Genomic DNA, 16,462 nt, shown 5'->3' on the forward strand with positions numbered 1-16,462 from the left:
GCTTGTTCCGCTCTGGTGTTTTGGTTATTTGATCACTTCAATATCCAGATCTTGATATTCCGGCTGCCATTGGGTGGCGGCGACGGCTGCAGCGACGTCTTGGATGGGTTCTTGGTTGAGACCGTCAGTGACCGCTTGGTTGGCGACGGCCAAGGCGACGGTTTTGGAAAATGCATCTAACTTGGTCACTGGCGGCAAGACGGCTGCACCTGGTTGTTCAGGATCGACGATGCCGCCTAACGAGTGCGCCGCAGCGGAGATCATGTCATCCGTCAATAACTTGCTGGCCACCGCGATGGTGCCTAAGCCTAGGCCGGGATAAACCAAAGCGTTGTTGGCTTGCCCGATTTCATATGTCACCCCATTGTATGCCACTGGCGCTGCCGGGATCCCGGTGGCCACTAAAGCGCGCCCGTCGGTCCAGCGGATCAAGTCATCAGCGGTGGCTTCCGCCAGCTTGGTGGGGTTGGACAATGGGAAAATGATCGGCCGTGGGGTATTTTCGGCCATTTCCTTGATAATACTTTCCGTGAATGTCCCCGGCTGCGTCGAGGTGCCGACTAAGACTGTCGGGTGCACGGCTTTGACCGCTGCTTCAAGTGTGGTCAGCTCATCGGCATTGGCAAATTCACTGCGATCACGGGCGAATTCGCGCTGCGCCGGCGTTAAGGTTGGATCATCGGCAAATAATAACCCTTGTTTATCAACCAGGTAAAAATGCTGCTTGGCCTCTGCTGGGGCCATGCCTTGTTGCAAGAATTCTTCATAGACCCGCGCTGCGATCCCAGCACCCGCTGTGCCTGCACCAAAGGACATGTAGACTTGATCGGTCATTTTTTGCTTGGAAATATTCAACGCCCCTAACATCCCGGCCAGCACGATGATGCCGGTACCTTGGATGTCATCGTTGAACGTGGTGATTTCGTTTTTGTACTGGTCTAAAATATCGGCGGCATTGGCGCGGCCAAAGTCTTCAAAATGCAGGTATAACTTCGGAAACAGCCGCTGTGCCGTGGCGACGAACTGGTCGACAAAAGCATGATACGCGTCACCATACACCCGCTTGTGGCGGTTGCCTAGGTACAAGTCATCCGCCAACAATTCTTGGTTATTGGTCCCTGCATCTAACACGACCGGCAACACTTGAGAAGGGTCAATGCCGGCAGCGGCGGTGTACACCATCAGCTTGCCGACTGCGATGTCGACACCTTGTGTGCCCCAATCGCCGATGCCTAAGATCCCTTCCGCGTCTGACACGACGATCAAGCGGATATCGCGGCCGTTGGCGGAATGGCGCAAGGCCGATTCAATGTCTGCTTGCGCATCGATCGATAAATAGGTCGCATTTTGCGGTTCCATGAATAAGGCCGAGTAATTCTCGATCGTGTCGGCGATCGTCGGATCATAAACCACCGGCATGAATTCGGCGATGTGTTGGGAGAACAGCTTGTAGTACAACACATGGTTGGTGTTGAACAGCTGCATCAAAAACAAGCGTTGTTCCAACATATCCGCTTTGCTTTGAAATTGCGCATAAGCTTGGCGTACTTGTTGGTCTAAAGTTTGGATCGCACTTGGCAGCAAGCCGTTCAACCCATAAGCGTCTCGTTCAGCTTGGGTAAACGCTGTGCCTTTGTTCAAAAATGGATCGTGTAATAGTTGTTGTGGTGTATATGGCATAATTTTTCCTCCTGATCAATGACAAGGACCAGCATAACCGGCGAGAAAAACTATAGTCAAACGCGGCGGTTGTGATAAAATCCATTTATATGACGCGACAGGAGGCGGCTCATGAACACGCGTGACCTAGAATATTTCGAAGCGCTCGTCAAAATAAAAAATTTTTCGCAAGTGGCCGCCGACTTTGGCGTCACGCAACCCACGATCACCATGGCGTTAAAACGCCTGGAAAGCCACTTCGGCATTCAATTGATCGATCGCGACCAAAGCCATGGCCAATTGACCATTACCCCTGCAGGCGAGCAATTATTTACGCGCGTGCAAGTGATCAATGCCCAGCTGGCTTTGGCCCAAAAAGAATTAGCAGCTACCCGCCACCCGCAGATCCGCTTTGGGCTGCCGCCGATCATTGGCAGCTTTTATTTCCCGACGTTAGCGCCGCGCTTGGTGGCAGCGGACTTGATGACGCGCTTAGACACCCATGAAGACGGCAGCGCCAACTTGCTTACAGCGTTGCGCGCCGGCCATTTGGACGTGGCGCTGCTAGGAGCGATCAATGCGTTGCAAGCACCTGACTTAGACGTGCGCCAAGTGACCACCGCGCCATTTACTTTAGTGATGCCGACTGATCATCCGCTGGCCAAGCGCTCTCAAGTGGATTTTGCCGAATTGGCCACGGAACCGTTTGTCAGTTTGTCAGAAGGCTTCGTACATACCAAGGCATTGGCTTGGTTCGTCACCGCTACCGGGATCCAACCCAGCATTGTATACCGCACTCCGGATGTCACGTTATTAAAACAGATGATCCACGCACGCGTCGGCATCGGCTTGCTGGCCCAAATGGCGGTCACAGCAAACGACCATTTGGCGACTGTGGCTTTGACCAACGCCGGCCAGCCGCATTTTTCCATCTCAGTGGTCACCCGCCGCGGGCAAGTCTTCACGCCGGCGATGCAACAACTATTAACCTTATTGAATTAGGAGGCACTAATGCGTATCGAAAATGATTCTCTTGGCCCCGTCGAGCTCCCGGATGATGTCTGGTGGGGGCCGCAAACTGAACGCTCGCGGCACAACTTCGCCACCGGTCCCCAAATGCCCATTGCGGTGATCCGGGCGCTGATCACGATCAAACAAGCGGCGGCCAAAGTCAACGGCACCACCGGCGCCATCCAGGCCCCAGTGGCTGACGCCATTCAAGCAGCGGCGCAGGAATTGCTGGGGTTGGATGACGCAGCGTTAATGGCTCATTTTCCTTTGCGCGTCTACCAAACCGGCAGCGGCACGCAAACCAATATGAACGTCAATGAAGTGCTCGCCCATCGCGCCAGCGATCAACTTGGCCGCCGGGTGCTGCCTAACGACCACGTCAATTGCGGCCAAAGCTCGAATGACACCTTCCCCACGGCGATGCACATGGCCGCTTACCCAGCGATCAGCCAAGTGCTCACCAGCTTGAATTCCTTGATTGATCATCTTGAAGCCAAGCAGATCCAATATTGGCATACGGTCAAACTTGGCCGCACCCACTTGCAAGATGCCACCCCGTTGACCTTTGGCCAAGAGGTTTCCGGCTGGGTGGCGACTTTGCAACAAGATGTGGCAACCTTAACACAATTACAACCGCAATTGTTGGCTTTGCCTTTAGGCGGCACGGCCGTCGGCACCGGTTTGAATACGACGCCGCAAGCCACCCAAGCCATGATCGATGCGATCGCGCAATTGACCCAGCTGCCTTTTAACGAAATGCCCAATAAGTTCCACGGACTGGCAGCTCACAGCGAGTTGACCAGCAACCATGCGGCGTTAAAGACCCTGGCTGCTGACTTGTTGAAAATCGCCAATGACATTCGCTTTCTCGCCTCTGGCCCGCGCGGCGGCTATGGCGAATTGACGATCCCTGCCAATGAACCCGGCAGCTCGATCATGCCTGGCAAGGTCAATCCGACCCAAGCAGAAGCTCTCACCATGATCGCCACACGCGTGATGGGCAATGATGTCACTATTGGCATCGCTGACTCGCAAGGCAATTTTGAAATGAATGTTTACAAACCGGTGATCATCGCCACCTTCTTGGCGTCTGCTGAGTTGTTGGCTGGCGGCATCAGCCAATTCGATCGGCTCTTGGTTCAAGGCCTCACCGCCAACGAAGTTCGCATGCGCCAGCTGGTCGATCACAGCTTGATGTTAGTCACCGCCTTATCGCCACATATCGGTTATGCGGCCAGTGCCAAGATCGCCCAAACCGCGCAAAAAACCGGCTGTTCACTTAAAGAAGCGGCTTTGGCCACCGGCAAGATCACGGCGGCGCAATATGCTGCATGGGTCGACCCGTTGAAGTTGACCAACAGCGGCCGCTAACGCAAAAAGACCCTCAAAACCAGTGCTCAGCACTGCTTTGAGGGTCTTTTTAACGTTCTGGCTGTTCAGGATCCGTGACGCTTAAAACCCTTGGATCAACATCATCACGATCGGCACCACGATCACAAACAGCACCGTCGACAAAGTCACCACGTTGGTCGCATACTCGACATCACCATGCCCTTGATTCGTCAAAATCGGCAAAACGGCTAAGCCTGGCGCTGATGCTTGGACGATCAAGGTCTGCGCTTCAATCGTCGGCACTGCATTCCCCATGTGCATGCCAAACAAGATCAAGACGGTGATCACGGTTGGCGCCAGCACGAAACGCCCGAGCAACGCGATAATGGTATCCCGATCAAATTTGATCGCGCTAAAGCCGGCTTTGGCTAAAATAATGCCGATATAGATCAACGACAACGGGGTCACCAAACTCCCCACATAATTTAAAGTGTTGACGGCAAAGCCCAACCAGCCCACGTTTACAAACGGAATGTTCAACAACAAGAACACAAGTGCCACCACGAAGCCGATTAACGGGGCTGGCAGTAATTTTTTCCAATTAAACGTCTTTTTCTCTGCACTGTCTTTGGTCTTAGTCGGATCATCCCAACTCATTAAAAACGCGCCCAAAGTCCAGGTGGAAACGGTGTTCACCACGTAATACATCAAAAAATATGGCGTCGCTTGATCCCCAAACAAGGCCAGATTCAACGGCAGCCCGATGAAGATCGTATTGGCGTTGACAAACATGTTGATGAACGCGCCACGCCGGCCGGGACGCACCTTAAGCAGCTTCACTAACACCATCGCCACTAAATACCCAAAAATCACCGTCCCAAACCCATAGATTAATCCTGAGCCTAAACTGACCAAGGTCTTGAGCGTCAAGCGCTCCAATACTGAAATAAAAATCGACGCCGGCAAGGCCACTTTCATTAAGACATTCGACACGGTCCCGCCAAATGCATCATCAAACCAATTCTGCTTTTGTAAAAAATAGCCCAAGGCAATGATCAAAACGATCGTTAAGATGCTTTGAACTGACGTGTATAATGCGGTCACGTCGCTTACCCCCTTTAAATTTCGCCATCAAGCGGCTTACTTAATGACGTCAACATTGAGCGGCTGGTATTCTGGCTGCCATTGTAAGGCGGAAACGGCAGCTTCAACATCTTGGATTGGTTCTTGATTGAGCCCTTCTTTGACGGCTTGGCGGGCCGCTGCCAACGCTACCGTTTTAGAAAAGGCATTGAGCTTGCTGACCGGCGGCAGCACCGCCGCCCCTGGTTGATCAGGATCAACGATCCCGCCTAAACTATGCGCTGCCGCAGAGATCATGCTATCGGTCAACAGCTTGCTGGTTGCAGCAATCGTCCCTAATCCTAAACCTGGATATACCAGCGCATTATTGGCCTGGCCAATTTCATAAGTCACGCCGTCATAGTCGACTGGCGCCGCTGGAATGCCGGTAGCCACTAACGCGCGCCCTTGTGTCCAGCGGATCAAGTCGGCTGCTTTGGCTTCAGCTAACTTGGTGGGGTTAGATAATGGGAAAATGATCGGCCGCGGCGTATGGGCCGCCATTTCTTTCACGACGCTTTCGGTGAAGCTGCCCGGCTGCGTCGAAGTCCCCACTAAGACCGTCGGATGCACCGCTTTGACCACTGCTTCTAAGGTGGTCAACTCATCCGCATTGGCAAATTCGCTGCGTTGGCGTGCAAACACGCGCTGCGCCGGGGTCAAGGTCGGATCATCAGCAAACAGCAAGCCTTGCTTATCGACCAAGTAAAAATGCGTCTTCGCCTCTGCTGGTGCCATCCCTTGTTGCAAGAATTCTTGGTAGATCCGCGCCGCGATCCCAGCACCAGCGGTCCCGGCCCCAAAGGACAAATAGATCTGATCGGTCATTTTTTGCTTGGAAATATTCAATGCGCCCAGCATCCCTGCTAAAACGATGATCCCTGTGCCTTGGATGTCGTCATTGAATGTGGTGATCTGATTTTTATATTGATCGAGGATATCAGCCGCATTGGCGCGGCCAAAATCTTCAAAATGCAAATACAGCTTTGGAAATACGCGCTCGGCAATCGCCACGAACCGATCGACAAAAGCATGATAAGCTTCCCCATAGACCCGCGGATGACGATTGCCAAAATATAGCGGATCATCCAACAATGCCTGGTTGTTGGTCCCGGCGTCTAACACCACCGGCAATACCTGGGCCGGATCGATCCCAGCAGCTGCGGTGTACACCATCAGTTTCCCGACTGCAATGTCGACGCCTTGCGTGCCCCAATCTCCGATCCCTAAGATCCCTTCTGCATCGGTCACCACAAGCAGGCGAATGTCGCGGCCATTGGCAGAATGGCGTAAAGCCGCTTCGATGTCGTCTTGCGCATCGATCGACAAATACGTCGCATTTTGCGGCTCAACAAACAGGGCCGAATAGTTTTCGATCGTATCGGCGATCGTGGGATCATACACGACCGGCATGAATTCGGTCAGATGAGCCGCAAATAATTTGTAAAACAACACGTGGTTGGTGTTAAACAACTGCATCAAAAATAGCCGCTGTTCCAGCATCGTCGCCTTGCTTTGATATTGCGCGTATGCTTGGGTCACCTGTTGGTCTAAAGTTTGCACCGCACTTGGCAGCAGCCCATTGAGGCCGTATTGATCACGTTCCGCTTGGGTAAAGGCGGTGCCTTTGTTGACAAATGGGTCATGAAGCAATTGTTCTGGGGTGTATTGCATCTTTTTCTCCTCCTGATCAATGATCGAGTCTGCTAACATTCAAGAAAAAATGTCATGAAACTTGGCAGTACTCCTTGCGGTGCTCATTAGCTGCGTACCGCAAGCATTAACTCAAGGTTTTGCGCGGGTCGCCTTGGGTTGGGATACCATTTTTTGCAAAAAAGCAATTGGTCGCCAGATAATCCCTGTCGCCGCCTTTAAACTAGCACCACCAGCAGTGATCAGCAAACATTTAGTGTTATTTATTTTCGGTTAAAAAGCTGTTCATATGGTTAACCATGTTATTTAACCCGCTAAACGACACAAAAAAGCCTTTGAGCAAATGACGGCTCAAAGGCTTCAGGTTGATCAACTATTGTTGCGTGGTCGATGCGGAAACGGTCACGGTTTGTTGTTCGTTGGTTTGCAGATTCGTCACGGTGAAGGTGTACACCCCATTACTGTCACCGCTGGCAGCGATCGCATATTGATCGCTAGGATAACGTTGCGCCACTAGCGCTTGAGCTTGATCAAGTGTCAATGCCGCACTGCTGCTGGAAGCAGCGGCACTGGACTGACTGCTGGCACTGCTGGAAGCGGCCGCTTCACTGCTGCTATCGGCACTCACCGAGGAATTGTAATCAGTGCTCGGGGTGCTGGATGCCGGCGTTGACGACTCGGTTTCTGCACTGGTGTCTTGGGCGGCTGCCGTTGCGCTGACACTATCGACGGTATCTGTGGCGGTTTTCAGCTTCAGCCACTGACCGAGATAGTCATAGCTGCTCGGATGTTTAGCCGTTAAGCGCACCTGATTGTTCAAGGTATCGTTAAGCGTTTGCGGGTAAGCTTTGTGGCCTTGGCCATAACGGCTCATTTTCTCCGGCAGCGCATCATTATAATCGGCAGTTGACGCATAATCACACCGTACGGCACTGGTGCTTGACAAGGTCAATTGTTTGCCGCTTTTGGTGTAAGTGCCGCTGTCAACGAGCATGACCACGGTATTGCCGGTCGTGACGATTTGGCGGGCAAAACGGTGCTTGGACTTGAATTGCAATAAGATCTTGACGGTTTCACCGTTTTGCGTCGTGCTTGTCGCATAGATCCCGGTATCCATTTGCGGGGTGGTATCGATCACGCTGGTACTAACGGCACTGTTGGTGTCGTTAGGTCCTTGGACCTTGGCACCGCGAAAGATCAAAAACAAGCCACCAACCAATATGATGATGACCAGGATCAATAACGCGGGTAGTCCCCAATTTTTCTTTCGGTGCTGGCGTCGCATAGTGACCCTCCAATGAATGATAATTATGTTTACTATAACGCGTCTGGTGCAACTGAGGGAAGTTTCTCAGCAGATTTTAAGGTAAAATTGACTTGAGGTGAACTTATGCAAACACAATATCAGATCAACGCCCGCCAATTGCAACCGACCACGACTGCCGGCCAATGGCTGCGGGTTTGCGCACCAGACAAAGACGAACTCGAAGCACTGGCCAACCACTATCAACTGCCCTTTGATTACTGGCATGCCGGGTTGGATCCGCATGAAGACCCGCGCGTCGTCGGCGTCCACCCAGAGGCCCAACATCCCACTTTAGTGGTGGTCCGCGTGCCTTTTGCCACCCATAATGCCCAAGGCGATCAAGTCTTTGAAACGAAACCATTAGCCTTGATCTTGGTCAAAGACCAGCTGATCACAGTCGCCGCTCAGCCATTGGCTGTCGTCGACGCCTTTATCGCCAAAAAGCGCGCCGTTGACGACGCCGAAGATCTGGCTTTGGCGCTGATCCAAGCCGTATTGGATGAATTTGTTGCCAATACCGATCAAATGGATGCGCAAACTCGCGACATGGAAACGCGCCTGGCCACCGCGGCGCGCAATACCTTATTATATGAGATCATCGCCTTAGAGCGCAGCTTGGTGTATTTTGACTCAGCCTTGACCATGACCCAAGCCGTGGTCAAAAAACTGGCCGCCAGCGCCCGCGTCTTCACCACCGACGCCCATTTATACCGCCTGCACGCCGTCAATGTGGAATGCGGCCAAGCCTTGACAGTGGTCAATTGCAGCCGAGCGCTGCTGGATCAATATAACACGGCTGTCAGCGCGATCGTCGGGAATAATTTGAATTTGATCATGAAAGTGTTGACCAGCGTTTCGATCATCATGACCATCCCGGCGATCGTCAGCGGGATCTGGGGCATGAATACTTGGCTGCCTTTTCGGACTGGCATGACCGGCTTTTTCTTTTTGCTGGGCTTGATCGGGGTGTTATGCGGCTCATGCGCTTGGCTGTTGAAGAAAAAAGGGTATTTCTGACCCGCACCCATGCCGCATCGCGGCGGATGGCGCTATTAATCTTGGCGCAACTGCGCTAAACTGAGGCTATCTATTTTTAAAGGGGTTCTGTGTTTGACTGCATTTTTATCTAGTGTCTTCGGTGTTTTAGAGATCTTGATCTTGATCGCCATTGGTTATGGGTTAACGGCGGTGGGGTGGTTTGATGACCGCTCCAGCCGCTTGATTGCCAAAGTTGTCACCCAAGTCGCGTTGCCTGCTTATATGATCGTCACGATCACGCAAAAATTCACCGCCCAGCAATTGCTGACGCTATTGCCGGACTTGCGCTTTCCAGTGCTGTCGATGGCCATTTTGTTTGGCCTTTCGTTTGGCGTTTGTCGCGCCTTGGCAGTTCCTAAAGGACGGCGCGGGTTATTCAAGTCCATGTTTTTCAACTCGAATACGGTGTTTATCGGTTTGCCGGTGAATATGGCACTGTTTGGCCCGAAAAGCCTGCCTTATGTGTTGGTGTATTACATGGCCAACACCACGATCTTTTGGACCATTGGGGTGTATTTGATCCAAGCGGATGGACCCAAACCGGCCCACTTTGACCTGAAACAAGTGCTGGGAAAAGTCTTTTCCCCACCATTGTTAGGCTTTATCGTCGGTGTGATCTTCGTGTTATTACATATCCAATTACCTGATTTTTTAATGAGCGACCTCACTTATGTCGGCGACCTCACCATTCCCGGTTCGATGTTTTTCATCGGCATCGCGGTGTATCAAGCCGGCTTGCGCAATATCCGCTTCAACCGGGAACTGCTGGGGATCTTTGCCGGCCGCTTCGTACTGGCCCCGATCGTCATGTATCTGCTGGTATTTTTGGCGCCGGTGCCGACGATCATGAAACAAGTCTTCGTATTGCAATCGGCAATGCCGGTGATGACCAATGCCCCGGTAGTGGCCAAATTATATGGTGCTGATGCCAGCACGGCGTCGATCACCGTCAGTGCCACGACGCTGTTTGCCATGGTCGTGATCCCGATCGTGATGTTAGTCGCGCAAACCTTATAGGAGATTATTAACAGTAATCAATAACGTCGAATAGTGTGTTAATTTGTAGTAAATAGTCGTTCTGCGGTAATCAAGTGGAAGGCAGAATGACTAAGTGCTGTGAAATGGTAAACTCGTGAAAAATCGCTGACTGATGCATGGACAGATGATGACGGTTTTCATCATGTCTCGACAGGGTATCCTTATCTTAATTTGCTATGATATCTATAAGCAAGTTGGAGGTGAAACCATGTTGAGAACGCACAAGATCCGGTGCTACCCGAACGCGACGATGCGCCGCGTATTGGAGCAAGCATGCGATTATCGCCGCTATTGTTACAATCAGGCGCTTGCCACGTGGAATGAGCTGTACGACGCGTCACTCGTGCTGGCAGATAAGACGGCGCGGCCTAACGAACGTCAAGTCCGCAATGAGTTAGTTAACAACAAAGCAGACTGGCAATACAGTCGTTCAGCACGGATCTTGCAATTAGCAGTACACGATTTAGCCCAGGCTTGGGCAAATTTCTTCAACCCTGAGATGCCAGAACATCGCAAGCCGCGGTTCAAGTCGAAGAAGCGCAGTCGCTACGGATTCAAGACCGACAGAGCGATGGTCGTTAATGATAAGTTGCGGTTGGATAAACCGCATGGCTATCGTGATCGATGGTACGACATCCGCTTGGCTGAGAAACCACGTTGGCCAGGGACTATTAAACTCGCTGCTATCGTCAAAGAAGCAGATGGTTATTATGTTTGCCTAAGTATCGATGTCAGTCAGCCTGAGCCATTACCGGAAAGCCAACACGTATGTGGCGTTGATGCCAACATTGGTCAATTCGTCTATAACGATGGTGAGGCAATGGCTGCAATTCGCGGATTGACCGAGCAACTGGTCAGTTTATATCACCGCGTGTCCTTGTACCAGCGGCGGCTCGCCCGCAAACGTCTAGCGAATCCTAAGCACTTTCGCTCTAACAACTATTGCGCAACGAAAACCAAGTTGCAGCGGACCTATCAGAAAGTGACGCGGATTCAAAACGACCTCTTGCAGAAATTCACAACGATGCTGGTGAAGGCTAACGGCACCCTCGCCATTGAAGACTTGGACGTTAAGCATATGAAGATGAACCAGCGACTGGCGAAGAATTTACATCGCTCGTTGTTCGGTCGCTTCAAACTGCTGATGAAGGACAAGGCGCAATGGTATGGCCGCCAGCTGATTATAGTTGATCGGTTCTACCCTAGCACACAGCGATGCAGTCGTTGTGGGTTAGTGAAAACCGGTGACGATAAACTGACCTTAGCCGGTAATGTCCTTCACGGCACGAAACATCACGAGTTTCATTGTTACGGCTGTGGTGCTCAACTTGAGCGTGACGAGAATGCCGTACAGAACTTGATTCAATATGCTCAAGGGCAGGCTATGTCCTAAAGGTTCAAGAGCCAGTCAATGTTGCAAGGTGACTACCGACGTAAGCATACTGGTGTTAACGGGATCGAATAAAATACTGAATGTACAACTAAGAAAGGAAAAATATAATCCTTTACTAGTGTCATTAGACATTCTTCCACATTTTATATAGCAGGCATGCGATGCGGTATCTGATCTTGCTGTTGTCTGTCTTGACTTTAAGCGCCTGCCACCGCAAGCCGCCTGCCGCTGCCCCTGCGCCAACGCCTGCCGCTTCCAGCCGCGCTTCCCACGCCTCCGCCTCTAAGCGTTTGCAAGCACAGGTGGCTGACTTATTAGGGCATGCATTTGTAGATCGCGCCGATCACTCACAGGCGTTGGTGTTTACGGCGTCAACCAGCGGCTATTTTATGGATGTGCAAACGCGGTCTGCTGGTCAAACTTTTACCACCAGCGATGCCGGGATCTTTGCCGCTGATATCACCGTCAGCCAGCTCACCTACACCATCAAAGGCCAAGCCCAACCGCATGCCGCCACTGGGACGATGCAGTTTGTCAAACGCTCGGCGACGACGATCCAGCAACTGCCTGATGGGCCCGTTTATCGCCGCGTTAAAAACGACGACTTAAGTACGATTAAATAAGTCTTTCCTGCCACTGATGAAGTGGCTTTTTTATTATTTTTATTGTTATCAGTTATAATCACAAATCATTTATAAATTATATTTGTGTCATTCTATTGATTATTGATATTTAGCTTGATAAACTAAATCGACAAATCAATCAGGAGGAGATTTTTTTGAAACTGACAACGCTTCTTTTCACCGCCGCCTTGCTGCTTGGCAGCACTGCTGTGGCAGCCACCCCTGTGAAAGCCGCCGAAACCGAAGCCGTGGTGACGGTTCAAGACCCTGGCGATGCAGGGCAATTGACCTTGCAATCTGCCCCAGAATTCAATTTCGGCACCGTCAAGGCCGTCGAGATCTATAACGGCTTTGATAAAGACCAGCTGACCACCAATAAAGACTTAGTCATTGTCGATGGCCGTCCTGCCAACCTGCAAGGCGGCTGGACGTTGACCACCAGCTTGGCGCCTTTTAGCAAAGCTGACGACGCCAAGCAGACACTGGCGCAGTCGACCCTGCAGCTGACAGGCAAAAACACGGTGTTAGCCCTCGACGAACTGCTGACCTCTGATGCTGCAACGCCAGGCGCCTTGGCCTATGACGGCCAGCGCGGGACCTTGACGCTGCCGGCTGCTGCCATCAGCGCGCACTTGACGCAAGCGGCGACCCCTAACGCCAGCGTCAGCGATGGCGATCATTACGTCGCAAAGCTGACTTGGACACTGACGCCGGCAGTTGCTGCCAGCGCCTTGGGTAATTAATGCACACACCTGCTGTTTGTGGGGCTGGACGCGCTGCGGCCAGCCCTTTTTTAGGGGGAAAATCCATGCTGATCCGATTACTCGTGCTGATCGGCTTGCTATTAGGATGGCAATCGGCGCAACCAGTTGCCGCTGCAGGGGCAGAATTCACGCTGCAACCCGCGGCCAAAGCCGATCAACAACAAGGCTATTTCAAATTCCGCGCCCAACCTGGCGACCACCGCGATGTTTCGGTGATCATCACCAACACCAGTGCCGCTGCCAAAACGTATCACCTAAACGTCGTAAACGCCGGCGTCAGCGCCAATGGCCAATTGACCTACACGCCTGATGCGCACCTGACCAAAACATCTGGGCCCTTGCTACCAGCGATGGTGACCTTCCCGCAAAAAACCGTCACCATCCCGGCTCACCACAGCCAAGCGGTGACCGCAACGTTAACGGTGCCAGCGACCACGTTTGTCGGCGAACGCCTAGGCGCTATTGCCGTCACCGCAGCAGCACCCGCCACTAACAACCAGAATGCGCTGCAAAACCGCTTTACCATGGCGGTGCCGCTGGATGTGACCATCGCCCAAGCGATCACCACCCGGCCGCAATTGACCTTGACCAAAGCCGGTTTTGCCAAAGCGCGGGTGAGTGCCGACTTAGCCAATCATACGGCACGCTTATTCGGCGAGATCACGCTCAACGCCCAAGTGCGTAATGCCGCTGGCAAAGTCGTGACCACCCAAAAACTGACCAAAGCCCAAATGGCGCCTAACGCGATCATGGCCTTAGCCATCCCGCTGTCAGCCGCCAAGTTGGCGCCAGGCCGCTATCAACTGGCCGTCAGCTTAACTTCCGGCCAACAGCACTACCAACTCAGTGATCACTTCACGATCACCGCCGCCCAAGCGCAAGCAGCCGCGGCCAAGCCGACTGCGGCCGCCTTGCCATGGTGGGTCTATGGGCTGATCGCCTTAGTCGCGGCCTTGGTTGCAGTAATCGTTTGGCTGTTATTAAGGAGGCCTCGTCATGACCACCGCGCTTAACCTTTATGTGAGCGGTGCAGGCGGCACAGTTGCGCCTGGCCAGCTTTTGCCCCCGGAGGCGGCCGCGCTGCCAGCGCTTGGTGCCGCCAGTGATCATTGGTTGATCGGTTATGGCTTATTGCTGCTGGTGCTGATCATCGCAGGGCTCACCCGCCGCCACCGCCAATGGCTGCGCCGCTTGGCTTGGTTGCTCGGGTTATCGGCGCTGGGGATGGTGGCAGCCCCGCAGGCGGTACATGCCGCCAGCTTGCCAGACCTTAATTATGCGCAAGTCTCCCAATGGCGCCCTAACCGCTATGCCCAGACCCCGCCAGGCGATTATGACCACATTGGCTTTACGCCAGCGACTCACAGCGGCGGTTCCATGACCGTCAAAGCCAACACCCCGCTTGATCTTACCGCCACGTATCACCGCACGATGCTGCAAGACTTGTGGCAAGACGTGAAGTTTGAGCTGATCATCTGGCGCGTGGCGCCACAGACGCCTTATCAAGCCCAAGAAGTGTACCGTGAAGCCCACACCGCGCAACTCGGCGGCTTTCAATATGATATCCCAATTGGGTTCCACTTCACGCCTACAATCGGCGGGGTGTACTTTTTCCAGTATTATTCGGCGAACCATGCCGTGGCCACCGCACCAACGCGCCTCATGGTGACGCAAACCGCCGAACAGCTGACGATCCAAGCGCCAGACGTCATTTTCCCAACGACTGGCGCCCTCCCAGATGCCCAAGCGCGGGCCATTTTCACCCCAGCAGACGCGACGGCAACCGTTTCTTGGCGGATCTTGTTGAACCGGATCAAGCTGTCCCAAGCACAAGGGGATGTCATCGGCTTGCACGCGTCGATCCCGACGCTGATCAACCAATCGCCGACTACTCCAGGCTTGAATGACACCTTATCTGCGACTGGCGCCGGCATCCCCCAAGCCAAAACGATCGCCGTTGGCGGCTTGGCGGCCATTTCCACCACCATGGCCGCCATCCCGGCGACTGGCTTAACGCACAGCACCCAAGGGCTGACGGCCGCCGCCGCCAATTATCCCCCAGCCACATGGGAATACCATTGGCACCTTTACCCGTCAACGCGCTTAGGCAATGGGCAATTGGTCCGCGATGAAAATGGCAAACAAACCCTCAATGCCTATGCAGGGGTCATCAACGCCGCTGGTGAAACCAACACCCTCAGTGATCAAGCCGTCGCCTTTACGCTCACCAAACCAGGCAGCTTATTGCAAAAACTGACCCAAGCCACCGCCAACGGAACGCCCATGATCCTCCAACTGGAACTCAAGGCGATCATCGCCGGCCATGAAGCAACGATCACTTCTAATTACGCCAGCGTGGCCATTGCGCCTGATCCTGGCAGCCTCAATTTAGAAAGCGTCCCAGAAACCCTCCATTGGCAAATGACGTCGCTGGATGTCTACGACCACACGCCACAAGCGCTGCAGCCTGACCAGCCGCTAACGATCACCGACACCCATGACCAGCCGCATTGGACGTTAAGCGCGCGCTTGCACAGCGACCAAGCCTTTCCTTTTGCCTTGCGCATCAATCAAACGCCTTTGCCGCTCAACGGGCCGGCACAAGTGTTGACCAGCATGACTGTCGCCGAGTATCAGCAACGCCCACAGCTGTTGCTGACGCCGACGGCTGCCACCGCTGCTGGTGATTATCACGCCGCCATTGAATGGACGCTTGCCGCTAATGTGCCAGCAGACGCGTTGCCATAAACCTAAAAACAGCAGCTATCAATATGATAGCTGCTGTTTTTGCGTGGCGCATGCCGCGATGAGGTTAAACCAAGGCCGGACGGTATAAACTGACGACAACGCCTAACACCACGACGGCATCGAAATACATATCTGCCATACTGTCGTTTTCAGGATGCAAGCGGATGTGCCCGTCTTCTTTGTAAAAACGCTTGACGGTGGCTTCATTATCTTCGGTCATGGCCACCACGATCTGGCCGTTTTCCGCGGATTCTTGTTTCTTGACGATGATCTGATCACCATTCAAGATTCCGATCTTGATCATGGAATTCCCTTGCACCCGCAACATGAACAGTTCATCGGCGTCATAGGCGAGATCATCTGGCACCGGGAAGTAATCTTCGATGTTTTCGATCGCGGTGATCGGCACCCCAGCGGCTACGGTCCCGACGATCGGGATGCCTTCATGCGTAATGCCGATGAAGTCGCGTCCAGCCGCGGTGATCTCTAATGTCCGCGGCTTAGCCGGGTCCTTGGCGATATAGCCTTCATCCAAAAGACGTTCAAGATAGGCCGCAACCGTACTGGAACTGGATAACCCGACGGCGGCGCCGATCTCGCGCACGGTTGGCGGATAGCCGCGGGACTGAATCGATTCATGGATGGTATTGAGGATCTGTTTCCATCGTTTCTGACTGGCTTGAGTCGGCATGACGGCCATTCCTTTCTCACGCCTAAAAATCCTTTAGGCGTCCGGTGTTACACCGGTTTCTATTTATATTTAGTCTAACAGCAC

General features: G+C 53.0%; 14 protein-coding genes. 9 read left to right on the forward strand and 5 right to left on the reverse strand.

Features of this window, described 5'->3' with window-relative positions; genetic code table 11:
• Nucleotides 1-24 precede the first annotated feature (24 nt).
• Nucleotides 25-1,680 carry a malolactic enzyme gene (locus EKM91_RS01965; protein ID WP_125748951.1) on the reverse strand — a complete coding sequence of 552 codons (1,656 nt, stop codon included), beginning with the start codon at nucleotides 1,678-1,680 and terminating at the stop codon, nucleotides 25-27.
• 111 nt (nucleotides 1,681-1,791) lie between these two features.
• Here EKM91_RS01965 and EKM91_RS01970 point away from each other — a divergent pair, with 111 nt between their 5' ends.
• On the forward strand, nucleotides 1,792-2,661 hold the full coding sequence (locus EKM91_RS01970; protein ID WP_125748954.1) for a LysR family transcriptional regulator: 870 nt from the start codon (nucleotides 1,792-1,794) through the stop codon (nucleotides 2,659-2,661).
• 9 nt (nucleotides 2,662-2,670) lie between these two features.
• Nucleotides 2,671-4,041: a class II fumarate hydratase gene (locus EKM91_RS01975; RefSeq protein ID WP_125748957.1), complete on the forward strand. Its 1,371-nt coding sequence runs from the start codon at nucleotides 2,671-2,673 to the stop codon at nucleotides 4,039-4,041.
• 81 nt (nucleotides 4,042-4,122) lie between these two features.
• Here the strand turns inward: EKM91_RS01975 and EKM91_RS01980 are convergent, their stop codons facing one another.
• The 3 genes from EKM91_RS01980 to EKM91_RS01990 form a co-directional block, all read right to left on the reverse strand.
• Nucleotides 4,123-5,106: an AEC family transporter gene (locus EKM91_RS01980; protein WP_125748960.1), complete on the reverse strand. Its 984-nt coding sequence runs from the start codon at nucleotides 5,104-5,106 to the stop codon at nucleotides 4,123-4,125.
• Between the two features lie 36 nt (nucleotides 5,107-5,142).
• Nucleotides 5,143-6,837 carry a malolactic enzyme gene (locus EKM91_RS01985; protein WP_274379966.1) on the reverse strand — a complete coding sequence of 565 codons (1,695 nt, stop codon included), beginning with the start codon at nucleotides 6,835-6,837 and terminating at the stop codon, nucleotides 5,143-5,145.
• Between the two features lie 313 nt (nucleotides 6,838-7,150).
• Nucleotides 7,151-8,062 carry a hypothetical protein gene (locus EKM91_RS01990; protein ID WP_125748965.1) on the reverse strand — a complete coding sequence of 304 codons (912 nt, stop codon included), beginning with the start codon at nucleotides 8,060-8,062 and terminating at the stop codon, nucleotides 7,151-7,153.
• Between the two features lie 105 nt (nucleotides 8,063-8,167).
• Between EKM91_RS01990 and EKM91_RS01995 the strand changes: the two genes are divergently transcribed.
• The 7 genes from EKM91_RS01995 to EKM91_RS02025 all read left to right on the forward strand — a co-directional run bounded on the left by EKM91_RS01995 (nucleotide 8,168) and on the right by EKM91_RS02025 (nucleotide 15,687).
• Nucleotides 8,168-9,100, forward strand: a complete 933-nt coding sequence (locus EKM91_RS01995; RefSeq protein WP_125748968.1) for a magnesium transporter CorA family protein — start codon at nucleotides 8,168-8,170, stop codon at nucleotides 9,098-9,100.
• 93 nt (nucleotides 9,101-9,193) lie between these two features.
• The gene (locus EKM91_RS02000) at nucleotides 9,194-10,138 is read left to right on the forward strand and encodes an AEC family transporter (protein WP_125748971.1); all 945 of its coding nucleotides are present in this window, start codon (nucleotides 9,194-9,196) and stop codon (nucleotides 10,136-10,138) included.
• Between the two features lie 229 nt (nucleotides 10,139-10,367).
• The gene (locus EKM91_RS02005) at nucleotides 10,368-11,552 is read left to right on the forward strand and encodes an RNA-guided endonuclease InsQ/TnpB family protein (protein WP_125748974.1); all 1,185 of its coding nucleotides are present in this window, start codon (nucleotides 10,368-10,370) and stop codon (nucleotides 11,550-11,552) included.
• A gap of 161 nt (nucleotides 11,553-11,713) precedes the next feature.
• Nucleotides 11,714-12,175 carry a hypothetical protein gene (locus tag EKM91_RS02010; protein ID WP_125748976.1) on the forward strand — a complete coding sequence of 154 codons (462 nt, stop codon included), beginning with the start codon at nucleotides 11,714-11,716 and terminating at the stop codon, nucleotides 12,173-12,175.
• Nucleotides 12,176-12,330: 155 nt separating this feature from the next.
• Nucleotides 12,331-12,918: a WxL domain-containing protein gene (locus tag EKM91_RS02015; RefSeq protein ID WP_164508416.1), complete on the forward strand. Its 588-nt coding sequence runs from the start codon at nucleotides 12,331-12,333 to the stop codon at nucleotides 12,916-12,918.
• Nucleotides 12,919-12,983: 65 nt separating this feature from the next.
• Nucleotides 12,984-13,952, forward strand: coding sequence for a WxL protein host-binding domain-containing protein (locus EKM91_RS02020; protein ID WP_164508417.1), 969 nt, complete (start codon nucleotides 12,984-12,986; stop codon nucleotides 13,950-13,952).
• Nucleotides 13,936-15,687 carry a hypothetical protein gene (locus EKM91_RS02025; RefSeq protein ID WP_125748986.1) on the forward strand — a complete coding sequence of 584 codons (1,752 nt, stop codon included), beginning with the start codon at nucleotides 13,936-13,938 and terminating at the stop codon, nucleotides 15,685-15,687. The genes EKM91_RS02020 and EKM91_RS02025 overlap by 17 nt, the downstream gene beginning before the upstream one ends.
• A 64-nt stretch (nucleotides 15,688-15,751) precedes the next feature.
• Here the strand turns inward: EKM91_RS02025 and lexA are convergent, their stop codons facing one another.
• Nucleotides 15,752-16,378, reverse strand: a complete 627-nt coding sequence (lexA, locus tag EKM91_RS02030; RefSeq protein ID WP_125748988.1) for a transcriptional repressor LexA — start codon at nucleotides 16,376-16,378, stop codon at nucleotides 15,752-15,754.
• Nucleotides 16,379-16,462 lie beyond the last annotated feature (84 nt).

Origin of the sequence: Lacticaseibacillus baoqingensis (assembly GCF_003946165.1) — a bacterium.
GTDB classification, from domain to species: domain Bacteria; phylum Bacillota; class Bacilli; order Lactobacillales; family Lactobacillaceae; genus Lacticaseibacillus; species Lacticaseibacillus baoqingensis.